This is a genomic window from Streptomyces sp. NPDC037013, from assembly GCF_055607265.1.
This window is the reverse complement of record NZ_JBVJRV010000004.1, coordinates 682,050-704,968: the sequence shown is the minus strand read 5'-3', so window position 1 is coordinate 704,968 and position 22,919 is coordinate 682,050. Positions and strand designations below refer to the sequence as shown.

Below are 22,919 nucleotides of genomic sequence, written 5' to 3'. Positions count from 1 at the left end.
CGGCCGGACCCGGGGGACCTCGTTCCGCACCGGTTCAGGAAGAACCCGTGCGGGTCAGGTCAGGCCAGGTCGAAGCGGTCCAGGTTCATGACCTTGACCCAGGCCGCGACGAAGTCGTTCACGAACTTCTCCTTCGCGTCGTCACTCGCGTACACCTCGGCGAGCGCACGCAGCTCGGAGTTGGAACCGAACACCAGGTCCGCGCGGGTACCGGTCCACTTGACCTCGCCCGTGGCCGCGTCGCGGCCCTCGAAGGTGTCCTGTGCCTCGGACGTCGACTTCCACTGCGTGCCCAGGTCGAGCAGGTTCACGAAGAAGTCGTTGGTCAGGGTGCCGGGGCTCGTCGTGAGGACGCCGTGCTTCGACCCCTGGTGGTTGGCGCCGAGGACCCGCAGACCGCCCACGAGGACGGTCAGTTCCGGGGCGCTCAGGGTGAGCAGGTTCGCCTTGTCGAGCAGCAGGTACTCGGCCGGCAGGCGGTTGCCCTTGCCGACGTAGTTGCGGAATCCGTCGGCGGACGGCTCGAGCGCCGCGAACGACTCCACGTCGGTCTCGTCCTGCGAGGCGTCGACGCGGCCCGGCGTGAAGGGCACCTCGACGTCGTGGCCGGCGTCCTTGGCCGCCTGCTCTACGGCCGCGCCGCCGGCCAGCACGATCAGGTCCGCGAGCGAGACCTGCTTGCCGTCCGTGCGGCCCGAGTTGAAGGACTCCTGGATGCCCTCCAGGGTGCTCAGGACCGTGGCGAGCTGGTCGGGGTTGTTGACCTCCCAGCCGCGCTGCGGCTCCAGGCGGATGCGGGCGCCGTTGGCGCCGCCGCGCTTGTCGCTGCCGCGGAAGGACGAGGCGGCCGCCCACGCGGTGGAGACGAGCTGGGCCACCGACAGGTCGGAGGCGAGGACCTGCTCCTTCAGCGCTGCGACGTCCGCGGCGTCGATGGTCTCGTACGTCGCCGCGGGCAGCGGGTCCTGCCAGAGCAGCGTCTCGGCGGGGACCTCCGGGCCGAGGTACCGCGCGACCGGGCCCATGTCGCGGTGGGTCAGCTTGAACCAGGCCCGCGCGAAGGCGTCCGCGAACGCCTGGGGGTCGTCCTTGAAGCGGCGCGAGATCGGCTCGTAGACCGGGTCGAACCGGAGCGAGAGGTCGGTCGTCAGCATCGTCGGCGCGTGCTTCTTCGACGCGTCGAAGGCGTCGGGTACGGTGCCCGCCCCCGCCCCGTCCTTGGGCCGCCACTGGTGGGCGCCCGCGGGGCTCTTGAAGAGCTCCCACTCGTATCCGAAGAGGATCTCGAAGAAGCTGTTGTCCCACGTGGTGGGCGTGTCCGTCCAGATGCCCTCGAGCCCGCTGGTGATCGCGTCGGCACCGACACCGGTGCCGTGCGTGCTCTTCCAGCCGAGGCCCATCTGCTCCATGGGGGCGGCCTCGGGGTCGTCGCCGACCGCGTCGGCCGGGCCCGCGCCGTGGGTCTTGCCGAAGGTGTGACCGCCCGCGATCAGGGCGACCGTCTCCTCGTCGTTCATCGCCATCCGGCGGAACGTCTCACGGATGTCGCGTGCGGCGGCGATCGGGTCCGGATTGCCGTTGGGGCCCTCGGGGTTGACGTAGATGAGGCCCATCTGCACGGCGCCGAGCGGGTTCTCCAGCTCGCGGTCGCCGGTGTAGCGCTCGTCGCCGAGCCAGGTGGTCTCGGGGCCCCAGTAGACGTCCTCGTCGGGCTCCCAGACGTCGGCGCGGCCCCCGGCGAAACCGAAGGTCTTGAAGCCCATCGTCTCCAGGGCGACATTGCCGGTGAGGACCAGGAGGTCGGCCCACGACAGGGACTGGCCGTACTTCTTCTTGACCGGCCACAGCAGGCGGCGGGCCTTGTCGAGGCTGGCGTTGTCCGGCCAGCTGTTGAGCGGGGCGAAGCGCTGCTGACCGGCGCCGGCGCCGCCGCGGCCGTCGCTGATCCGGTACGTGCCCGCGCTGTGCCAGGCCATCCGGATCATGAAGGGGCCGTAATTGCCGAAGTCGGCGGGCCACCAGTCCTGGGAGGTGGTCAGCACCTCGGCGATGTCCCGCTTGACGGCCGGGAGGTCGAGGGAGTTGAACGCCTCGGCGTAGTCGAACTCCTCGCCGAGCGGGTTGGCGACGGCGGGGTTCTTCGCCAGGATCTTCAGGTTGAGCCGCTCCGGCCACCACTGCCGGTTCCCGCCGCCCTGCGTCGGGTGTGCGGCGCGCGCGACCGGGCAACCGCCCTGTGTCTCCTCCGGCTTGGGGTCGGTGACGATCGCATCGTGGTTCTCGGTCATGGGAATCCTTCCGGAGGGGGCGGATCACGGTGCTCAGAGCTGAGGGTGGTGGAACAGTCGGGTGCACAGGTCCGACCGACCGCTCGCGATGCGTGCGGTGCGCGAGCCGCGGATCCGGATGCCGGGCCGAGCGGGCCCGTCTCCTGAAGTCACGTGTAGTTCCCTGCTGTTGCCCTGTCCCTTGGCTGTCAGCCGGAACCGATCCTACGATGGACCAAGTCCAAGTCAATACGACAGACAGGCGCACGCGCATTCATTCGGCAGGACTCCGCACACGTTCGTCGGGACTCCGCACAGTGAGGGCTGGTGGTCATGAGTGACCTGCTGCAACGACTTCGCGAGCGCGGCTGGCGGATGACCGCCCAGCGCCGCGTGGTCGCCGAGGTGCTCACGGGCGACCACGTCCACCTGACCGCCGACGAGGTGCTCGCGCGGGCCACCGAACGGCTGCCGGAGATATCCCGCGCCACCGTCTACAACACCCTCGGCGAGCTGGTCTCGCTCGGCGAGGTCGCCGAGGTGGCCACCGACGGCCGCGCCAAGCGGTACGACCCGAACGCCCACCGGCCCCACCAGCATCTGGTCTGCTCTGACTGCGGCGCGATCCGGGACGTCCACCCCGACGGTGACCCGCTGGCCGACCTGCCGCCCGCCGAGCGTTACGGCTTCACCGTCGCCGTGGCCGAGGTGACCTTCCTGGGCCGGTGCCCCGACTGCACAGGGACCTGACCTTCCGCCCCTGCCGCCCGTACGCGCCCGCCGGCTCGAAGCACCGTCCGAAGCGACGCGGGAGGCCGCGAGGCCGCGGGCGCTACGGCGTGCGGTCAGCCCAGGAAGCTCAACCGCACCTTGCGGTGCGGGTTGTCGACGTTGGTGTCGACCAGGCACACCGACTGCCACGTCCCGAGCTCCAGGCTGCCGCCGACGACCGGCAGCGTCGCGTGCGGCGGTACGAGGGCGGGCAGGACGTGGTCCCGGCCGTGCCCCGGGCTGCCGTGGCGGTGCTGCCAGCGGTCGTCGGCGGGCAGCAGGGTGTGCAGCGCGGCGAGCAGGTCGTCGTCGCTGCCCGCTCCCGTCTCCAGGACGGCGATGCCCGCGGTGGCATGGGGGACGAAGACGTTGAGCAGGCCGTCGCGGCCGGCCGCCGCCTCGCGGAGGAAGGCCTCGCAGTCGGCGGTGAGGTCGTGAACGACCTCCGCCGAACCGGTGGTGACCTGCAGGACCCGGGTGGTGAATGCATCGGACATGCCCCCATTGTCCCGCACGCGCCATCCATTCACCGATACCGCCGATCCGTATGTCGAGACGCCATTGACCGTGCGTACGTGATCTGGCTACGTTCAGGCGCATGTTGCGTTCAGCCCTGCTCACCACGCGCGGTCACATCGACCTGCTGCGGGTGGCCTCTTCCGCGTGTCGCCGCGGCCGCTGACGCCCTTTCACCCGCTTTTCCCCTGCCCCTCGCCCGGCCGCGCCGGTAGGCCCCTCGTGCCGCTCGCGCGTGCCCGCAGGGGTGCGAACCCCTGACTCACGGCCCTGACCCACCCGGCCGCCTCGCACCCCTGCCCACGCGCCGCGCCCGAGGACCGCCGCACGCCCCGGCGCTCGGGCGCAGTTCGGCCCCCTGCTCACCCGCCGCCCCTCTGACTCCTCGGAGTGCCCGTGCACATCACCCATGCCCCGCCACACCCCTCGGCGCCCGAAATACCCGATATAGCCAAGTCTGTCACCGGCGGGCCCGAGAAACGGGAGACCGGCCCCCGCCCCGGACCGGACCCCGAACTCGTCGCGCTCGTGCCCTCCTCCCGCCGCCGCGCACGCCTCCCCCGCTGGCTGCGCCGCACCTGCGGACCGCTCGCGCTGCTCGCACTCTGGCAACTCCTCAGCGCCACCGGCGTACTCACCGGCGATGTGCTCGCCTCCCCCGCGACCGTCGCCCGGGTGGCCCGTGACCTCGTCGCGGACGGCTCCCTGCCGAACGCCATGGGCGTCTCCCTCCAACGCGTCGCCCTCGGCCTGCTGTTCGGCACCGTCGTCGGTACGGCCCTCGCCCTCGTGGCAGGCCTCTTCCGCATCGGCGAAGATCTGGTCGACGCCAGCGTGCAGATGCTCCGCACCGTGCCGTTCGTCGGCCTGATCCCGCTCTTCATCATCTGGTTCGGCATCGGCGAGGCGCCCAAGATCGCCATCATCACGCTCGGCGTCTCCTTCCCCCTCTACCTCAACGTGTACGCGGGGATCCGGGGCGTCGACGCCCAGCTGATCGAGGCCGGGGAGTCGCTCGGGCTCTCCCGGTGGGGGCTCGTGCGCCACGTCATCCTGCCCGGCGCGCTGCCCGGAGCCATGACGGGGCTGCGGTACTCCCTGGGCATCTCCTGGCTCGCCCTCGTCTTCGCCGAACAGGTCAACGCCGACGCCGGGCTCGGCTTCCTGATGGTCCAGGCCCGCGACTTCCTGCGCACCGACGTGATCGTCGTCTGCCTGGTCGTCTACGCCTTCCTCGGCCTGACGGCCGACTTCGTCGTCCGTACCCTCGAAAGGCTGCTGCTGCAATGGCGACCGACATTCACCGGCCGGTGACCACGCCCGGCACCACCGCGCCGTCGGCCGTGCGCGTCGAGGGGCTCTCCCGCACCTTCGACGGTCGCGCCGTCATCGACGATCTGCGACTCGACGTCCGCCCCGGCGAGTTCGTGGCACTGCTGGGCCGCAGCGGCTGCGGAAAGTCGACCCTGCTGCGCATCCTCGCCGGGCTCGACCGCGACATCGAGGGCACCGTCCTGGTGCCGCGCCGCAAGGCCGTCGCATTCCAGGCACCCCGGCTGATGCCGTGGAAACGGGTGTGGCGGAACGTCCTGCTCGGGCTGCCGGGCAGGACCGACCGGGCGGTCGCCGAGCGGGTGCTGGCCGAAGTGGGCCTCGGGCACCGCGCCAACGCCTGGCCCAAGACCCTCTCCGGCGGCGAGGCCCAGCGCGCCTCGCTCGCCCGCGCCCTGGTCCGCGAGCCCGATCTGCTCCTGCTCGACGAGCCGTTCGGCGCGCTCGACGCCCTCACCCGCATCAAGGCGCAGCGGCTCGTCGGCGAGGTGTGGCAGCGGCGCGGCTGCGCGGTGCTCCTCGTCACGCACGACGTCGAAGAGGCGGTGCTCCTGGCCGACCGGGTGCTCGTCATGGACGACGGAGTCATCGCGTACGAGACGGAGATCGGTCTGGAGCGGCCGCGCGCCCTCTCCGACCCCCACTTCGGCGAGCTCCGCGCCGAGCTGCTCCACCGGCTCGGCGTCGAGGCGACCGCCGAGCCCTCCGCCGCCTGACCCCCTACCCCCGTCCCCGCGTACGCATCGAAGTGAACGGAACCGTCATGCGACGACCACGCCCGGCCCCCGCCCTCCTCCTGCTCCCCCTCGCCCTGCTGCTCGCCGCCTGCTCGGCCACCTCGTCCGCCGGCACCTCCCTCGGGGGCGGCGGCACCGACGGCAAGGGGTCGCTGACCCTGAACGTCGGTGACCAGAGGGGCGGTTCGGAAGCCGTCCTGCGCGCGGCCGGAGAGCTCGACGACCTCAACTACAAGATCCGCTGGTCCACGTTCACCTCCGGGCCGCCCCTCCTGGAAGCCATCAACGCCAAGGCCGTCGACATCGGTGCCGTCGGCAACACCCCGCCCGTCTTCGCCGCCGGAGCGGGCTCGAAGATCTCCGTGGTGGCCGCGACGCACGGCGCGGCGGCCGGGGACACCATCCTCGTGCCCAAGGGCTCGCCGCTGAAGAAGCCCGGCGACCTGAAGGGCAAGTCCGTGGCCGTGGCGCAGGGTTCGTCGGCGCACTTCCAGCTGATCGCGTCCCTGAAGAAGGCCGGGCTGAGCTTCCACGACGTCCGGGTCAAGTACCTCCAACCCGCCGACGGGCTGGCCGCGTTCACCGGCGGCAAGGTCGACGCCTGGGCCGTCTGGGACCCGTACACCTCGCAGATCCTGCGCGGCGGGAAGGGCCGGGTCCTGACCGACGGCGACGGCGTGGTGAACGGGCTCGGATTCCAGGCGGCGGCACCAGGCGCGCTCGCGGACAAGAAGAAGGCGGCCGCCGTCGCCGACTACCTCAAAAGGCTGCGCAGGGCCCAGAACTGGGTGTACAAGCACCCGGAAGCCTGGGCGAAGGTGTGGGCGAAGGACACCGGCCTGCCCTATGACGTCGCCCTCGACGCGGTGAAGCGCAGCAACGGCACCCGCGTCCCCGTCGCCGTGGACCGTGCCGCCGTCCGCTCCGAGCAAGAAATCGCGGACACCTTCGCGGAGTTGAAGCTCATCCCACGCCGCATCGACTTCGGCGACTTCGTCGACCCCCGTTTCAACGGCGACCTGCCGCCCTCCACCACCGCGCCCCGCACGTACCGCAAGGAGTCCTGACCATGACCGTCCACCTGCACTGGTTCCTGCCGACCGGCGGCGACGGCCGCACCCTCGTCGACCGGCACGCCTACACCGACGGCGGCATCACGCGCTCCCGGGTCACACCGGTGAGCGGCGTGCGCGCCCCCGACATCGAGTATCTGGCCCAGATCGCCAAGGCGGCCGAGCAGTTGGGCTTCGAGGCGGTGCTCACGCCCACCGGGACCTGGTGCGAGGACGCCTGGCTGACGACGGTGGCGCTCGCCCAGCACACCGAGCGGCTGAAGTTCCTCGTCGCCTTCCGGCCCGGCGTGCTCTCCCCCGTGCTCGCCGCGCAGATGGCGGCGACGTATCAGCGCATCACCCGCGGCCGACTGCTGCTCAACGTGGTGACGGGCGGCGATTCCACCGAACAGCGCCGGTTCGGCGACCACTTGGACCACGACCGCCGGTACGCCCGCACCGACGAGTTCCTCTCGGTCGTACGAGGGGTGTGGAGCGGCAAGCCGTACGACTTCACCGGTGAGCACTACCAGGTGGAGGGCGGGCTGACCGCGCTGCCGCCGGACCCGCTGCCGGAGATCTTCTTCGGGGGCTCGTCGCCGGCTGCGGGTCCCGTCGCGGCCCGCCACACGGACGTCTATCTCACCTGGGGCGAACCGCCGGAGCAGGTGAAGCGGAAGATCGACTGGATTCGCGGGCTCGCCGAGCGGGAGGGGCGCACGGTGCGCTTCGGCATCCGGCTGCACACCATCTCCCGTGACTCGTCCGCCGAGGCCTGGGCGACGGCCGACCGGCTGCTCGACGACCTCGATCCGGACACCGTCGCCGCCGCGCAGGAGGCGCTGGGCCGCAGCGAATCGGTGGGCCAGCAGCGGATGCTGGCGCTGCACGGCGGCTCCCGCGACCGGCTGGAGGTCTCGCCGAACCTGTGGGCCGGCGTCGGTCTGGTGCGCGGCGGCGCGGGTACGGCCCTGGTCGGTTCGCACGCCGATGTCGCCGACCGGATCGAGGAGTACCACGCGCTCGGGGTCGAACACTTCGTGCTCTCCGGTTACCCGCACCTGGAGGAGGCGTACTGGTTCGGCGAGGGCGTCATTCCCGAGCTGGCCGCGCGCGGCCTGCTGTCGCGGATCCCGGCGTCACCGCTCACGGGTGTGCCCGCGTCGAACGGCCGCCCGGCATCCGCTCCGGGCGGCGCCCCGCTGCTGGTGGCAGGGGGACGCTGAGCCCACGGTGGTCGCGCCCGTACACGGTTGATCCGGTGCGTGGTTGATCGCACGCCCCTCCCCTCGGTGTTCCGCGACGTCTACTCGCCCTGGCGGGGCCCGCCGAGTGCGGTGGCCAGCGCCTGGGTGTGTTCCGGGGTGATGCCGAGGGCGAGCGGCACGCTCCGGGGGCTGTTCGGGGAGGAGCACACGGCTATCGGGTGCTCGGTGGACGAGGTCCACCGGGCGCCCCCGCCCGGGCCCCGTTCCTTGAGCAGGAGAGCGGCCAGATCGCCGGCCGCTTCCGCACGGATCCCGCAGTGGGAGAGGGCGCGGGCCACGGTGTCAGGGGCGTCGGCGGGCATGTCGGCGTCACCGAGCATGGGCAGCAGGAGCAGGAGGCGCTCGGACGGGTCGGTCAGACCCTCGGCGCCTTCCTGCGTGCTCGAAGCGAGGGTGACGAGCTCCGTCCAGGACAGGCCGGGGCCTGCCTCGTCGGCACCACACTGCCCGAGGTGGCCGAGGCGCCCCCACGCGGGATGGCGGACGAAGAAGTCGACATTGCTCTCGTCCTCCCAGTTGGCGTAGACGGCGTGGACCGTATGCCCACCGTCGAAACAAACCCTGAGGACGGGCCAGGGCTGCTCGGGGTCGCTGAGGCGGTCCACCATGTCGTCGTACGCCGCCGCGTCCACCCCGTAGGGCTCGGTCGGCTCGTCGGGATCCGCCATGGTCAGCAGGGTGTGGGCCAGCCAGAAGGCGGGATCGCGCGCGAGATCCTCACCCACGACCAGCTCGCAGTCCTGCAGGTACTCGGGGATGTGGACGCCAGTGTTCATGGGGGGAGAGTAGAGAACGGCCCGGAGGCGGCCGGGCACCGGCCCCGGGCTCCGCGCACTACGCTCCGCCGAAGATCCTGCACTCGGGCAAGATCCGGCACTCGGGGAAGATCCCGGACCCCGAAGAAGTTAGTAGAAGCGTGAACGACATCGGGGTACGAGACGCGGCCGCCCCCGCGGCGGCACAGGACGTGGACGTGGTCGTCATCGGCGCCGGGCAGGCGGGCCTGTCCAGCGCCTACCACCTGAAGCGCGTCGGCCACGAGCCGGGCCGGGGCTTCGTGGTCCTCGACCACGCGCCCCGGCCCGGTGGCGCCTGGCAGTTCCGGTGGCCCTCCCTCACGTACGGGAAGGTCCACGGCATGCACGCGCTCCCCGGGATGGAGCTGACGGGCGCGGACCCCGCGCGTCCGTCGTCGGAGGTCATCGGCGCGTACTTCGAGGAGTACGAGCGCCGCTTCGACCTGCGGGTGCGGCGGCCCGTCGACGTGGCCGCGGTCCGGCCGGGCGAGGACGGGAAGCTGCTGGTCGAGACCTCGGCGGGTACGTGGGCCGCGCGCGCCCTGATCAACGCGACGGGCACCTGGGACCGGCCGTTCTGGCCGCGCTACCCCGGGCAGGAGACCTTCCGGGGCCGGCAGCTGCACACGGCGATCTACCCGGGGCCCGAGGCGTTCAAGGGGCAGCGGGTCGTCGTGGTGGGCGGCGGCGCCTCCGGCACCCAGCACCTCATGGAGATCGCCCCGTACGCGGCCGCGACGACCTGGGTCACCCGGCGCCCGCCGGTCTTCCGCGAGGGCCCCTTCGACGAGAACTGGGGGCGCGCGGCCGTCGCCATGGTGGAGGAGCGCGTACGTCAGGGGCTGCCGCCGCGGAGCGTGGTCTCCGTGACGGGACTGCCCGTGAACGACGCGATCCGGCAGGCGCGGGCGGACGGCGTCCTCGACCGGCTGCCGATGTTCGACCGGATCACGCCGACCGGCGTCGCGTGGGACGACGGGCGGAGCGTGGACGCGGACGTCATTCTCTGGGCGACGGGCTTCCGCCCGGCGATCGAGCACCTTGCGCCCCTGCGGCTGCGGGAAGCGGGCGGCGGCATCCGCCTCGAAGGCACCCGGGCCGCCCTCGACCCGCGCGTCCACCTGGTGGGGTACGGGCCTTCGGCCAGCACCATCGGCGCCAACCGTGCGGGACGCGCGGCCGTCCGTGACATCCAGCGGCTGTTGGCGGGGGCGCCGGCCGTGGTGTGACGCGGTGGCCGACGCCGTCGCCATGGACCCTAAGCCCTAGGGCAGATACAAGGTGTAGAGGAGCCGGTCGGGCGTGACCGGTGAGGTGCCCTGGAGGACGCCGGGGGTGGCGTTGTCCACGAGGCCCCGCTTCACCTGGGCCGGAGTGTCGGCAGGACGGAACGCGAGGTGCAGCGCGGCCGCGCCCGCCGCGTGCGCGGTCGCCATCGAGGTGCCGCTGAGGGTGGCCGTCGCGGTGTCGGAGCCCTGCCAGGCCGACGGGATCTGCACCCCGGGCGCGAACAGGGAGACACAGGCCCCGTAGTTGGACGAGGACGCCCTGCGGTCGGTCCGGTCACTGGCCCCGATACTGATCGCCTCCGGCACGCGTGCGGGCGAGGTGGCACAGGCGCCGCCCGACTGGCCGGAGCTGCCCGCCGCCACGGTGTACGTGACGCCGGAGCGGATGGACGCCCGTACCGCGCCGTCGAGGACGTCACTGGCGCCGCCGCCGATGCTCATGTTCGCGACGGCCGGTTTCGCGGCGTTCGCGGTCACCCAGTCGACGCCCGCGATCACCCCCGAAGTGGTGCCTGCTCCCTGGCAGTCGAGCACACGCACCGCCACGGGGCGGGCCTGCTTGGCCACCCCGTACGTCGTCCCGGCGGCGATGCCTCCCACGTGGGTGCCGTGGCCGTTGCAGTCCTCGCCGTGCCGGCCGTCTCCCACGGTGTCGGTGCCGACCGATGCGCGGCCGCCGAACTCCGCGTGCGTGATCCGCAGTCCCGTGTCGATGACGTACACGTGCACGTCGGGGGCGGTGGTGCGGTAGGTGTACGTGGTGGACAGCGGGAGACGCCGCTGGTCGATCCGGTCGAGGCCCCAGGGCGCGTCGGGCTGGGTCTGCCGCCGGGTGCTCGCCGCGGCGGCCCGGGACGCTCCGGCCCGTACCTTCTGTCGAGTCCCGATCCGCAGCCGGGTGTCCTGGCGGACGTAGGCCACGCGAGGGTCGGTGGCCAGCTCGGCGGCCTGCGCCCGGCTCATCCGGGCGGAGAATCCGTGCAGCGCCGACCGGTAGACATGGCCGAGCCGGGCTCCTTCGGCCCGGCCGACGAGTTCACGCGCGACGCCCGGCACCGAGGTGGCCGGCCGTCGACTCACGGTGTCCGGGTCGGCCGCGACCGCTGCTCCCGGCTTCTTCAGGACGACGATCCACCCGTCCGGCACGGCGTCCTCGGAGCTGTCGGCGAGCCTCAGGTCGCCGGGAGGGGCGCCGCGTATCGCCCGGTCGGCGGGGGCCGCGCCGAGCAGGGCGGCGGCCGTGAGGGCGACCGAGAGCAGTACCGCCGACCGTCGCCGACGCGAGGGCATTCTCATTCGCGGTGCACCTGAACCTTTCGTCGACCTGGCAGGGGGTCGGGGCATGTGCGGTGCGCGGTGCGGTCGTTGTCGTCCTGTCGTCCGGTTCCGGGCGCTCGGTGGTGCGCGGTGCGGCCCGGCGGTGTCACGGAGCGGCGACGTTCACCAGGCTCTTGTACGGGCGGTAGCGGGGCGCGCTGGGGCGGGTGGGGTCCGGCGTGACGCCGTCCAGGGCGTCGAGCACGTGGTGCAGCGCGTCGGCGCCGCCCTGCTCGATGAAGCGCCGCCAGGCCGCCAGGTCGCTCCACTGGCCGTGGTTGAGGACCCGGCGGCCGTCCTTGCTCACGTGGAAGTGCGCCGCCAGCAGCCCCGGGGGCCTGAGCCGCTCCAGAGCGGCGACGATGCCGTCGACGAACGCGCGCTGGCTCTCCGGCCCCTGGGTGCGGAACGTGGGGGTCACCAGCACGCCTGCCGTACGATCCGCCCGCTCCCCCGGTGTATAGCTGCGGTACAGCGAATAGCGCACCTCACCCGGCCACTCGACGCCGAGCACCATCCGGCCCCCCTTGCTGCCGCCCGGGGAGCGCCGGGCCGCCCGCGCCCACGCGCGGTGGGAGTCGTCGTCCGTCCACTGGGCGTAATTGAGGACCTCACGGCCGTCCTCGCTGAGGAATGTGGTGAACGAGAGCATGGCGGGCGGGCGTTCCTGCTGCTCCCACTCCTCGATCACGAGGTCCGCGGCCTGCTTCTGCACCCCGGGGGCCGGCAGGGGCCAGGAACTGACGAGAATCGTCCCGGCGTCCGCGCGCCGGACGTCAGGGAAGGCACGTGATATCAGTGCGGCCATGGTCGGCTCCTCCTGCCTACTGAGCGGCACGATCGGTCAAAAGCGTTGTACCTGAACCACCGTTGAGGTCAAGGCGAAGCCGGACCGGCACACGAAGGAACTCCCGCAGGCCCACTGCTACTTCGCCTTGTTGAACTCCCCCACGTTCTTCTGGTGTTCCTCGAAGCTCGCCGTGAAACGTGTGTCTCCCGGCTTCACGGTCACGAAGTACAACCAGTTGCCCGGCGTCGGGTTGGCCGCCGCCCGCATCGCCGCTTCCCCGGGATTGCCGATCGGCGTGGGCGGCAGGCCCATGCGCGCGTACGTGTTGTACGGGCTGCCGATCTTGGTGTCACGTTCGCTGGTGGCGAGCGTGGAGCGGTTGAGGGCGTAGTTGATGGTGGAGTCCATCTGGAGCGGCATGCCCCGGTCGAGACGGTTGTAGATCACCCGGGCGACCTTGCCCATCTCCTCCTTGGACCCGGCCTCGGCCTCGATCATGCTGGCGATGGTGACCGTCTGGTACAGGTTCACGGCACCGCTGCCGGCGCCCGCCGCGACCTGTCCGCCGCCGAACTTCTTGTTCGCGGTGTTCACCATGTACGACAGGACGGATGCCGGGGTCGACCGGGAACTGATGGGGTAGGTCGCCGGGAAGAGATACCCCTCGGGGTTGCCGTGGGCCTCTCTGGGCAGTTTGAGGCGGGCCTTCGGGAGGGCCGCCTCGGTCGAGCCGGCGGGCACTTTGAGGGCCTTGTCCACGGCGGCGTACACCTGGCCCGAGCGCCACCCCTCCGGGATGGTGAGGGCATCGGGGGGCCGTGTGCCGTCGTCGGAGAGCAGCAGCGGCACCGCCACGGCGGTGGCCACCGCGGCGGCTCCGGTCGCGATCAGGGCGATCCGGCCCCGCCGCGTCAGTCGAATCGTGCCCCGTCGCGGAGTCTTGGTCTGCATGGAGGCACGGTAACCCGCAAATGCCGACATTCCGGGCATATCTTCATGTCACCGGCTCCAGTTGGGCGTCTCGGCGGACGAGGGCGGCATATCGGCCGTCCCGCTCGAGCAGCTCCTCGTGGGTGCCGCGCTCGACCGTGCGGCCCGCTTCGAGCACCACGATCTGGTCGGCGCCGCGGACGGTGGAGAGCCGGTGGGCGATGGTGAGCGTGGTCCGGTCGGCGGAGAGGGCGTCGATGGCCTCCTGCACCGCCCGCTCCGTACGGGTGTCGAGGGCGCTGGTCGCCTCGTCCAGGATGAGGACCGGGGGGTCCCTCAGGATGGTGCGGGCGATGGCCAGGCGCTGCTTCTCGCCGCCGGAGAAGCGGTGGCCGCGCTCGCCGACGACCGTGTCGTACCCGTCGGGGAGGGAGGCGATGTGGTCGTGGATCTGGGCGGCGCGCGCGGCGGCGACGAGCTCCTCGTCGGTGGCGTCCGGCTTGGCGAAGCGGAGGTTGTCGGCGACCGACGCGTGGAAGAGGTACGTCTCCTGGGAGACCACGCCGACCGCTCGCGCCAGGGTGTCGAAGTCGAGGTCGCGCACGTCGACACCGTCGAGGGTGACGCGGCCGCCCGTGACGTCGTAGAGCCGGGGCACGAGGTGGCTCAGGGTGGACTTCCCGGAACCGGTGGGGCCGACCACGGCGAGGCTGCCCCCTGCGGGTATCGCGATGTCGATGCCCTGGAGGGTGGGGCCGGACTTCTCGTCGTAGCGGAACTCGACGTCCTCGAAGCGGACCTCGCCCTTTATCTCGTCGAGACGCACCGGCTTCTCGGGCTCGGTGATGTCGACGGGCAGGTCGAGATACTCGAAGATCCGCTGGAAGAGCGCGAGCGAGGTCTGGATCTGGACGCCGGTGGAGAGCAGGCTGACGGTCGGCCGGAACAGGCCCTGCTGGAGCGAGACGAAGGCGACGAGCGTGCCGACGGAGACGGTCGGGCCGCCCAGCTGGAAGGCGAGGCCGGCGGCCCAGTAGATGACGGCGGGCATGGCGGCCATGACGATCGAGATGACGGCCATGCGCCAGCGGCCCGCCATGTTCGACCGGATCTCCAGGTCGACCAGCTGCTCGGACTCGGCGGCGAAGGACCGGGTGAGGGAGTCCGCGCGGCCCATCGTGCGGCCGAGGAGGATGCCGCTCACGGAGAGGGACTCCGTGACGGTCGCGGCCATCACGGCCATCTGCTTCTGGCGCTGCGTGGCGATCTTCTTGCGCTCCCGGCCGACGCGACGGCTGATCCAGACGAACACCGGCAGAAGCAACAGCGAGACGACGGTGAGGCGCCAGTCCAGGGCGAGCATCGCGACGACCGTCGCGATGACGCTCGTGAGGTTGGAGACGAGGGAGGTGGCCGTGGAGGTGACCGTCGCCTGCATGCCGCCGATGTCGTTGGCGATGCGGGACTGGACCTCGCCCGTGCGCGTGCGCGTGAAGAAGGCGAGGGACATGCTCTGCAGCCGGCCATAGACCGCGGTGCGCAGGTCGTGCATGACGCGCTGGCCCACCGACGTGCTGATCAGGGTCTGCAGGACGCCGAAGACGCTCGTGACGACCGCGCTGAGGACCATGCCGAGCGCGAGCAGGCTCAGCAGCCCCGTGCGCCCCTGGGGCAGGGCGGTGTCGAGAATCTCCTTGAGCAGGAACGGCGTCGCGACCGAGACGAGCGAGGCGGCGCAGACCAGCAGGCCCACGATCGCGAGGCGGCCTCGGTAGGGACGGAAGAGGCGGAGGATGCGGCGCATCTGGCGCGGCGGCGGCTCCTCGCCGGGGGCAGGGGGCTGCGGCGTCCAGGTGGGTTCGTCGTGGCGCATGGGCTCCTTCGGGATTTCGGACGACGATGACTCGGGGAGCATAGCTCACTGTTACCTATACTCACAATGCACAAGGTCCTGATAATGTTCCCGCATGAACACCCCGGACCCAGACGGCCTGCTCGCCGAACAGTTGCTGCGGCTGACCCGCAGGCTGCAGCGGATCCAGAAGCGCCACCTGGTGCCGATCGGCATCACCCCCGCCCAGTCCCGCCTGCTGCGCACCCTCGCGCACTACGAGACCCCGCCGCGGATGGCGGACCTCGCCGACCGCCTCGAAGTCGTCCCCCGCGCCGTGACCACCCTGGTCGACGGCCTGGAGAGCGCCGATCTCGTACGTCGCGCGCCCGATCCCACCAACCGCCGGGTGATCCGCATCGAGCTCACCGACGCGGGTCTTAAGGCCCTCGGTGAGCTGCGCGGCGCGCGCCGCGCCGCCGCGGAGGACATCCTGGCTCCATTGGACACCGAGCAGCGCGCGCAGCTGGGCGTCCTGCTGAACGCACTGTTCGACATGCCGGACGTCCGCCGCTGCTGACCCAGCCGGCCCGCCGGGCACCACCGCCGACACCGCCGGTACGCCGCCGCACACCGTCGAGGAGAGCTCATGCCGCTGCTGGAGCCCGACCCGGAGACCCTGCGCCCCGATCCCTCCGCACGCACCCGGGGGCCGGCCCACGACCGCGTGCCGGCGCGGCTCGCCGCCGGCACACCGGGGCCGCTGCGCTCCGAACTGACCGCGCTGCTCGGCCCGGAGAAGGTCCTGACGAACATCTCCGACCTGGTGCGGTATGCCTCGGACGCCAGCCCCTACCGCTTCGTGCCGCAGGTCGTCGTCGTGCCCGAGGACATCGACGACGTGTCGGCCGTCCTGTCGTACGCGCACGGCAGGGGCCGCGAGGTCGTCTTCCGCGCGGCGGGCACATCGCTGAACGGCCAGGCCCAGGGCGAGGACATCCTGGTCGACGTACGCAGGCACTGGACGGGCGTCGAGGTGCTCGGCGAGGGCGAGCGGGCCCGCATCGGCCCCGGCACGACGGTCCTGCGCGCCAACGCCACACTGGCCCGGTTCGGCCGGGTGCTCGGGCCCGACCCGGCGAGCGCGATCGCCTGCACCGTCGGCGGCGTCGTCGCCAACAACGCGTCAGGGATGACCGCGGGCATCACCCGCAACTCCTACCGCACCGTGGCCTCCCTGACCTTCGTCCTGCCCTCCGGGACGGTCGTGGACACCGCCGATCCGGACGCCGACGCCTTCCTGGCGCACGCGGAACCGGCCCTGTGCGCGGGCCTGCTGGAGCTCAAGCGCGAGATCGAGGCCGATGCCGCGCTGGTGGCCCGCATCCGCGCCAAGTACGCGATCAAGAACACCAACGGCTACCGCCTCGACGCCTTCCTCGACGGGACGACCCCCGTGGAGATCCTGCGCGGCCTGATGGTCGGTTCCGAGGGCACCTTCGGCTTCATCTCCGAGATCGTCTTCGACACCCTGCCGCTCGACCGGCACACCAGCACCGCCCTCCTCTTCTTTCCCTCACTGCCCGCTGCCGCCGCCGCGGTGCCGCTGTTCAACGCCGCCGGCGCGCTCGCCGTCGAGCTGATGGACGGCAACACCCTGCGCGCCTCGGTGAGCGTCCAGGGCGTGCCCGCCGACTGGGCGGAGCTGCCGAAGTCGACGGCGGCGCTCCTCGTGGAGTTCCACGCTCCGGACGAGGCCACCCAGGAGGCGTACGAGGCGGCCGCCGCCACCGCCCTCGAAGGGCTCGAACTGGCCACGCCCGTCGCGTCGGTCACCAACGCGTTCACCCGCGACGCGAAGACGATCGGCGGCTACTGGAAGGCACGCAAGGCGTTCGTCACCGCGGTCGGCGGCTCCCGTCCCTCCGGCACGACGCTGATCACCGAGGATTTCGCGGTACCGCCCGGCCGGCTCGCCGAGGCCTGCGAGGCCCTCCTCGACCTCCAGACCCGGCACGGCTTCGACGCCGCCGTCGCGGGCCACGCAGCGCACGGCAACCTCCATTTCCTGCTCGCCTTCGACGCGGCGATCCCCTCCGACGTGGCGCGCTACGCCGCCTTCATGGACGACTTCTGCCGGCTGACCGTCGAGCGCTTCGACGGCTCGCTGAAGGCCGAGCACGCGACGGGCCGCAACATCGCGCCCTTCCTGGAGCTGGAGTGGGGCCCCAAGGCGACGGAGTTGATGTGGCGCACGAAGCAGGTCATCGACCCCGACGGGGTCCTCGCGCCGCGCATCGTCCTCGACCGCGACCCGAAGGCGCATCTGCGCGGCCTCAAGACCATCCCCGAGGTGGAGCCGATCGCCGACCCGTGCATCGAGTGCGGCTTCTGCGAACCGACCTGCCCGAGCGAGGACTTGACCACCACACCGCGCCAGCGCATCGTGCTGCGCCGCGAGATGATGCGGCAGCCCGAGGGCTCCCAGGTGGAGGACGGCCTCGTCGAGGCGTACGGCTATGACGCGGTGGACACCTGCGCGGGCGACTCGACCTGCAGGATCGCCTGCCCCGTGGGCATCGACACGGGCGCGCTGATGAAGGAGTTCCGGCACGCGCGGCACTCGCCCCGCGAGGAGCGGACGGCCGCGCTCGCCGCGAAGAACTTCAAGGCCGTCGAGGCGTCCGCGCGGCTCGCGGTGGCCGCCGCCGACCGGATCAGCGACCGGCTGCTGACCGCCGTGACCCGCACCGCCCGCAAGGCCGTGCGGCCCGACCTCGTGCCCGAATGGCTGCCCCGCATCCCCGGGGCGGCGGCGCGCAGGCTGCCGCGCACGGTGCGCACGGGCGCCGCCGCCGTCTACTACCCGGCGTGCGTCAACCGCATCTTCGGCGGCCCCGGCGACCGCTCGCTGGCGCAGGCCGTGGTCGCGGTCTCCGCGCGCGCGGGAAGGCCGGTCTGGATTCCAAACGATGTCGCGGGGACGTGCTGCGCGACGATCTGGCACTCCAAGGGGTACGACGCGGGGAACAGGGTCATGGCCAACCGCATCGTCGAGGCGGCCTGGGGCTGGACCGCCGGCGGCCGGCTGCCGCTGATCGTCGACGCCTCGTCCTGCACGCTCGGCATCGCGCACGAGGTCGTGCCGTATCTGACCGGGGACAACCGCGAGCTGCACCGGGAGCTGACCGTCGTCGACTCCATCGTCTGGGCCGCGGAGGAGCTGCTTCCGCGTCTGACGGTGCACCGCACGGTCGGCTCCGCCGTGCTGCACCCCACCTGTTCCATGCAGCACCTGGGGGACGAGGCGCAGCTGCGCACCGTCGCCGAGGCGTGCGCGGAGGAGGTGGTCGTCCCGGACGACGCGGGTTGCTGCGCCTTCGCGGGCGACCGGGGCATGCTCCACAAGGAGCTCACGGAGTCGGCCACGCGCAAGGAGGCGGCGGAGGTGACCTCCCGCCCCTTCGACGCCCATCTCTCCGCGAACCGCATGTGTGAGGTCGGCATGGACCATGCGACGGGGCGCGGCTACTACTCCGTACTCCTGGAACTGGAACGCGCGACCCGCCCACCGGCGGCCCAATGACCGACCATCGCCGGTCCGGCCGCTTCTCCGCCCCTCCGGGCAACGTCACGCGCGGATGACGCGCACCTTTGAGTCGGGGGAAGGTACTTGGGCCGGGCCTGCCGCTCGGCCGACCCCCCTCCCGCCGCGAGAAGTCCAACTCCCTGGCCACTTCGGTCCCTTGCGTCCCGCTCCGAGCCCCATCAGGGTGGCTTCCGCCCAGTGGTAGAGACCAGCCGCTCTTCAGCTACGGAGGTCCGATGCACGACGAGAACGTGACACCGCCGACACCGACTCCCGACGGCACCGACCGCGACGAGTTCAGCGAGGGATCGAAGAGGGCCGGGCACTCGCGCCGGGCAGTGCTCCGGACGGCAGGCCTCGCCGGCGCCGGGCTCGGGGTCGGCGCCTTCGCGAGCGGCACGGCGCACGCGGACGCCGTGAACGCCGTGGAGGCGGCGGACGCCAACGTCGCCGACACCGCATCGGCCGCCGCCGAAGGCCCCGCCCGCAAGGGCAAGACCATGATCGGCGTGCCGTTCGAGGGGCGTTCGACGGTGCGAGTCGGCATCATCGGGCTCGGCAACCGCGGCGGCAGCATGATCGACCTCTTCCTGGCGATACCCGGCGTCCGCGTCGTCGCGCTCTGCGACCCGGTGAAGGAGAAGACCGCGGCGGCCGCGAAGAAGGTCACGGCCGCGGGGCAGCCCGCCCCGGCCACGTACACCAAGGGCGAGCACGACTACGAGAATCTCTGCGCACGCGGCGACATCGACTTCGTGTACGTGGCGACTCCCTGGGACTTCCACTTCGGGATGGCCAAGTCGGCGATGCTGAACGGCAAGCACGTCGGCGTGGAATGCCCCATCGCCCTGCGCCTGGACGAGCTGTGGGAACTCGTGGACCTGTCCGAACGCACCCGCAGACACTGCATGCAGCTGGAGAACTGCTGTTACGGCAGGAACGAGATGCGCGTCCTGCGAATGGCGCACGCGGGCAAGTTCGGCGACCTGCTGCACGGCGCCGGCGCCTACAACCACGATCTGCGCGGCCTGATGTTCGACCCCGACTACTACGAGGGGCCCTGGCGGCGCCTGTGGCACACCCGGCTGCGCGGCGACCTCTACCCCAACCACGGCTTCGGCCCCGTCGCCAACTACATGGACGTCAACCGCGGCGACCGGGTCACGCACATCTCCAGCTTCGGCACGCCCTCCCTCGGCCTCGCCGCGTACCGCAAGGCGCACATGCCCCCGGGCGACCCCAGCTGGAAAGAGACGTACATCGAGAGCGACCGCACCATCAGTCTCGTGCAGACGGCGAAGGGACGGGTGATCCGCCTCGAACACGACGTGTCGACACCCCATCCGTACAGCCGCATCAACAGTCTGGGCGGTACGCGGGGCGTCTTCGAGGACTACCCGGAGCGCATCTACATCGAGCCGGACCACACGGACGACGAGTGGGGCGACTTCGCCGATTACGCCGACTTCGACCACTGGCTGTGGAAGGAGCACGCCAATCCGCCCGGCGGTCACGGCGGCATGGACTACATCATGATCTTCCGGCTGATGCAGACCATGCGGCTGGGCCTCGTACCGGACTTCGACGTGTACGACGCCGCCACGTGGACCTCTCCCGTGCCGCTGAGCCACCTGTCGATCAAGGCCAAGGGCGCACCGCAGGCGATCCCCGACTTCACCCGCGGCCTGTGGAAGAAGGCGCGGCCGGGCATCGACTCGGCGAAACCGAAGGAGTCTTGAGCAGGGGGGTAACGGCCCGGGGGGCGCTCGGTAGCGGCGCGGACCAGGCCGGTCCGGACCCTTTCGGGGCCCGGACCGGTTCCCTCCCTCAGCAGCGCCGACGGTCCTCCGTCAGGGTTCCCTGGACGGTGGCGAGGGTGCGGTCGTAGCAGCCCGTGTCGCCGGTCAGCCGGTAGCGCTCGCGCGAGGTGCCGACCGCGTGGCGCTGTTCGCGCGGGACGTTGACGGTATATGTCGCGTCGCCGTCGTAACGGTCGTCGAGCACCGACCGGTCGCGGCTCCGGCCGCCACCGGTCGTGACGCTCTCTGAGCGGTCCCCGAGCGATATCTCGGTCCGCAGCCGGTCGTCGGCGCCGAGCGTCGTGGTGCCGTCCATGGTGTACGTCCGGTCGGTGCGCACCGACCGGCGTCCCGTCGTGACCGTCTCGCGGTCGTTCCAGGTGGCCCTGAGCGAGTCCACCGCCTCTCCCTCTGTCCAGCGGTGGACCGACGTGTTCGCGAGGGTGCGGGTGACGGTCGTCGCGACGCGGCCGTGCGAGGTGTTCACGTACCCCGAGACGCTGAGCCGGTGGCCGCCGTCCGTGTCCAGCCGGTGTACCGCGTCGCCGGAACCCGGCTCGTACGTCGTCTCGTTCGCGAGGGCGCCCTCCTTGTGCCGGGTGAGGCGGCCCGTGACGTGGTCGCTCTTCTCGTCCTGCCAGACCAGGACGTTGACCGGGGTGCTCCACCCGGTCTGCGCCTTCGGGACGCCGACAACGGAGACCTCCACCTGGTGCGGGCGGCCGTCGTTGAGGATGCCCGCGAACGGCGTCAGGTCGTACTCGATGGGTTTGACGTCGAAGGCGCGGGGTGCCGGAATCACGTACCAGAGGAAGGGGTTGGACCAGCCGCCGGTCCACACGTTCGGGAACGGCGCGGCGATTCCGGCCAGTTGGCCGTCGACCTTGACCTGGACCTCCCGGTAGGGGCCGTTGTCCGCCTTGCAGGAGTAGGGCGCGGCGTCGGGCACCGTCAGATACCAGAACTCCTCACACCCGCCGCCGGACCCGGTGGCGTAGACCTCGGCGACCACGCGTTCGCTGTTGCGCGGGGCGGTGAGGGTGGTGCCGTCCCCGAGGGGGATGACCCGGTCGGGGGCCGTCCGGGGCGTGGGCCCGTGCTCCTGTGTCGTGGAGCCGTGCTTCCGTGGTGTGGAGTCATGCTTTCGTGGCGCGTAGAAGGTCAGCGTGGCCTTGACGTCGATGACGCCGGTGTAGGTCTCGTCGACCACGTTCCCGATGAGCATCTCGACCCGCTGTTCGCGGGAGAGGGTGTCCGTGTACCGGGTGACGTCCTTCTCCACGGACCAGGTGATGCCGTCGACCGAGGGCTCCGGTGTCGAGGTCCGGAAGACCTCCACTCCGCCGATGCGGAGATAGCCGAGACGGTCGTACTGCCGTCCCTTCACCTTGCCGTCGAGGCGCAGGACCACCTTGCTCCAGTGGCCCTTGCCGCCGCACTTCTCCGGTGGCGCGAAGTCGCCCCTGTACGGGGTGAAGTCCCTGAACTGCGCCTCGGCGACGGTCACTTCACATGACCTGGTGTGCGGCTTCTCGATGGGTGGCGCGGCGGTGACCGGGTCGTGCCAGTCGGTTCCGAACTCCGGGGGCGGCGTACCCGACGGCCCGGCCGCGGCCGGGCCTGCGCCGAGGAGGGTGCTCGCGGCGAGGGCCGCACCCACGAGCATGGACATGACGCGTCTTCTCATGGGGGATTTCTATGGGCCGGCGCCGATCACCGCAATGGTGCCGCTCAACGCAATGGCGCCGACCACCGCCGCAAGGGTGCCACTCGCCGACTCGCGCCGCCCCGCCGGTTCACGCCTCCAGGTTCGACCGGTCCCCCATCACGATGACCGGGTGCTGCTTGGGGTCGAGCGTGCGCAGCAGGTACTCCATGCCCGGCTTGGACAGACTCACGCAGCCCGACGTACCGCTGCCGTGGTCCATGTGCAGCCAGATGCTGCCGCCCTTGGACTGCCCCTGCGGGCGTGTCGGGTCGTTCGGCGGAGTGCCCTTGGCGCGGTTGTAGTCGATGGCGATGACATAGTCGAAGTCGTGCCAGTGCGTCTTGGGCCAGTAGTGCGGGGCCTGCAGGGACGCCGACTTCGTGTAGGGGAACTTGGCACCCGGGTCCGCGAGCACCCCTCCCGCGTCGGTGAGCGTGAAGACTCCGACGGGGCTGCGCTTGTCGTTCTCGTGGTGATTGGTCGTCCAGCCCTTCTTGCCGTTGTGCGCGGGCCAGCTGCGGGCCTTCTCCCACGTCGTGTCCTTCTCCCCCGACTTCGTGTAGAGCACGACGGTCGCCTTGGCCGAATCCACGCCGTCGCCGTACACCGCGACAACCTGGCGGGAATCCTTGGGGATCTTCGACTGCAGACCGTCGCCGACGTCCGGGATGCGCCTCAGGTCGGCCTGGGCGCCCTTGCCTCCCTCGGCCCCGGCACCCTGGCCGTGACCGGCGGTGTCACCCTTGCCCGAGGTGTCCCCGCTTCCGCAGGACGTCAGAAGGACACCGCAGGCCGCTGTCGCGACCACCGCTCGCACCACACCGGCTATACGCATCCGTCCATGGTCGCACCCCGCCCGCGGACTTCCGGCCCGGCCCCACCGCCCGCGCCGGGACCGGGCCGATTCTTTACCCCGCGGCAGAAAA

General features: G+C 71.5%; 19 protein-coding genes. 10 read left to right on the top strand and 9 right to left on the bottom strand.

From position 1 onward, the window contains the following. Positions 1-59 precede the first annotated feature (59 nt). Positions 60-2,288, bottom strand: a complete 2,229-nt coding sequence (katG, locus tag ACZ7DY_RS17680) for a catalase/peroxidase HPI (RefSeq protein WP_471136080.1) — start codon at positions 2,286-2,288, stop codon at positions 60-62. 312 nt (positions 2,289-2,600) lie between these two features. Between katG and ACZ7DY_RS17675 the strand changes: the two genes are divergently transcribed. After that, positions 2,601-3,017, top strand: coding sequence for a Fur family transcriptional regulator (locus tag ACZ7DY_RS17675; protein WP_471136079.1), 417 nt, complete (start codon positions 2,601-2,603; stop codon positions 3,015-3,017). A gap of 95 nt (positions 3,018-3,112) precedes the next feature. Here ACZ7DY_RS17675 and ACZ7DY_RS17670 read toward each other — a convergent pair whose 3' ends face one another. Beyond that, entirely contained in the window at positions 3,113-3,535 is a 423-nt protein-coding gene (locus ACZ7DY_RS17670; RefSeq protein ID WP_471136076.1) for a secondary thiamine-phosphate synthase enzyme YjbQ, read from the bottom strand. Between the two features lie 101 nt (positions 3,536-3,636). On the opposite strand from ACZ7DY_RS17670, the gene ACZ7DY_RS17665 reads away from it, so the two are divergent. The 5 genes from ACZ7DY_RS17665 (at position 3,637) to ACZ7DY_RS17645 (ending at position 7,901) form a co-directional block, all read left to right on the top strand. Next, complete coding sequence (locus ACZ7DY_RS17665) at positions 3,637-3,720, top strand: putative leader peptide (protein WP_362638461.1); 84 nt, start codon at positions 3,637-3,639, stop codon at positions 3,718-3,720. A gap of 230 nt (positions 3,721-3,950) precedes the next feature. Next, positions 3,951-4,868, top strand: coding sequence for an ABC transporter permease (locus ACZ7DY_RS17660; protein ID WP_471136073.1), 918 nt, complete (start codon positions 3,951-3,953; stop codon positions 4,866-4,868). Further along, positions 4,841-5,602, top strand: a complete 762-nt coding sequence (locus tag ACZ7DY_RS17655) for an ABC transporter ATP-binding protein (protein ID WP_471136070.1) — start codon at positions 4,841-4,843, stop codon at positions 5,600-5,602. The genes ACZ7DY_RS17660 and ACZ7DY_RS17655 overlap by 28 nt, the downstream gene beginning before the upstream one ends. Before the next feature lie 47 nt (positions 5,603-5,649). Then, positions 5,650-6,690: an ABC transporter substrate-binding protein gene (locus ACZ7DY_RS17650; protein WP_471136068.1), complete on the top strand. Its 1,041-nt coding sequence runs from the start codon at positions 5,650-5,652 to the stop codon at positions 6,688-6,690. 2 nt (positions 6,691-6,692) lie between these two features. Beyond that, entirely contained in the window at positions 6,693-7,901 is a 1,209-nt protein-coding gene (locus ACZ7DY_RS17645) for an LLM class flavin-dependent oxidoreductase (RefSeq protein ID WP_471136065.1), read from the top strand. 80 nt (positions 7,902-7,981) lie between these two features. Here ACZ7DY_RS17645 and ACZ7DY_RS17640 read toward each other — a convergent pair whose 3' ends face one another. Then, positions 7,982-8,719, bottom strand: coding sequence for a hypothetical protein (locus tag ACZ7DY_RS17640; RefSeq protein ID WP_471136062.1), 738 nt, complete (start codon positions 8,717-8,719; stop codon positions 7,982-7,984). A gap of 140 nt (positions 8,720-8,859) precedes the next feature. Here ACZ7DY_RS17640 and ACZ7DY_RS17635 point away from each other — a divergent pair, with 140 nt between their 5' ends. Continuing rightward, on the top strand, positions 8,860-9,969 hold the full coding sequence (locus ACZ7DY_RS17635; RefSeq protein WP_471136060.1) for an NAD(P)-binding domain-containing protein: 1,110 nt from the start codon (positions 8,860-8,862) through the stop codon (positions 9,967-9,969). 36 nt (positions 9,970-10,005) lie between these two features. On the opposite strand, the gene ACZ7DY_RS17630 is transcribed toward ACZ7DY_RS17635, so the two are convergent. The 4 genes from ACZ7DY_RS17630 to ACZ7DY_RS17615 all read right to left on the bottom strand — a co-directional run bounded on the left by ACZ7DY_RS17630 (position 10,006) and on the right by ACZ7DY_RS17615 (position 14,939). Beyond that, positions 10,006-11,319 (bottom strand): S8 family peptidase, encoded by a 1,314-nt coding sequence (locus ACZ7DY_RS17630; RefSeq protein ID WP_471136057.1) that lies wholly within the window; start codon positions 11,317-11,319, stop codon positions 10,006-10,008. Positions 11,320-11,452: 133 nt separating this feature from the next. Next, positions 11,453-12,154 (bottom strand): antibiotic biosynthesis monooxygenase, encoded by a 702-nt coding sequence (locus ACZ7DY_RS17625; RefSeq protein ID WP_471136054.1) that lies wholly within the window; start codon positions 12,152-12,154, stop codon positions 11,453-11,455. A gap of 117 nt (positions 12,155-12,271) precedes the next feature. Further along, the gene (gene mltG, locus ACZ7DY_RS17620; RefSeq protein ID WP_471136051.1) at positions 12,272-13,087 is read right to left on the bottom strand and encodes an endolytic transglycosylase MltG; all 816 of its coding nucleotides are present in this window, start codon (positions 13,085-13,087) and stop codon (positions 12,272-12,274) included. A 43-nt stretch (positions 13,088-13,130) separates the two neighbouring features. Then, the gene (locus tag ACZ7DY_RS17615; RefSeq protein ID WP_471136048.1) at positions 13,131-14,939 is read right to left on the bottom strand and encodes an ABC transporter ATP-binding protein; all 1,809 of its coding nucleotides are present in this window, start codon (positions 14,937-14,939) and stop codon (positions 13,131-13,133) included. Between the two features lie 94 nt (positions 14,940-15,033). On the opposite strand from ACZ7DY_RS17615, the gene ACZ7DY_RS17610 reads away from it, so the two are divergent. The 3 genes from ACZ7DY_RS17610 to ACZ7DY_RS17600 all read left to right on the top strand — a co-directional run bounded on the left by ACZ7DY_RS17610 (position 15,034) and on the right by ACZ7DY_RS17600 (position 20,225). Next, positions 15,034-15,477, top strand: a complete 444-nt coding sequence (locus ACZ7DY_RS17610; protein ID WP_471136046.1) for a MarR family winged helix-turn-helix transcriptional regulator — start codon at positions 15,034-15,036, stop codon at positions 15,475-15,477. Between the two features lie 69 nt (positions 15,478-15,546). Beyond that, the gene (locus ACZ7DY_RS17605) at positions 15,547-18,483 is read left to right on the top strand and encodes an FAD-binding and (Fe-S)-binding domain-containing protein (protein WP_471136043.1); all 2,937 of its coding nucleotides are present in this window, start codon (positions 15,547-15,549) and stop codon (positions 18,481-18,483) included. 239 nt (positions 18,484-18,722) lie between these two features. Next, complete coding sequence (locus ACZ7DY_RS17600; RefSeq protein ID WP_471136041.1) at positions 18,723-20,225, top strand: Gfo/Idh/MocA family protein; 1,503 nt, start codon at positions 18,723-18,725, stop codon at positions 20,223-20,225. Between the two features lie 88 nt (positions 20,226-20,313). On the opposite strand, the gene ACZ7DY_RS17595 is transcribed toward ACZ7DY_RS17600, so the two are convergent. Together ACZ7DY_RS17595 and ACZ7DY_RS17590 are read right to left on the bottom strand one after the other, a co-directional pair. Then, positions 20,314-21,972, bottom strand: a complete 1,659-nt coding sequence (locus ACZ7DY_RS17595; RefSeq protein WP_471136038.1) for a peptide-N4-asparagine amidase — start codon at positions 21,970-21,972, stop codon at positions 20,314-20,316. Positions 21,973-22,081: 109 nt separating this feature from the next. Next, positions 22,082-22,828 carry a L,D-transpeptidase family protein gene (locus ACZ7DY_RS17590; RefSeq protein ID WP_471136036.1) on the bottom strand — a complete coding sequence of 249 codons (747 nt, stop codon included), beginning with the start codon at positions 22,826-22,828 and terminating at the stop codon, positions 22,082-22,084. Between the last annotated feature and the right edge of the window lie 91 nt (positions 22,829-22,919).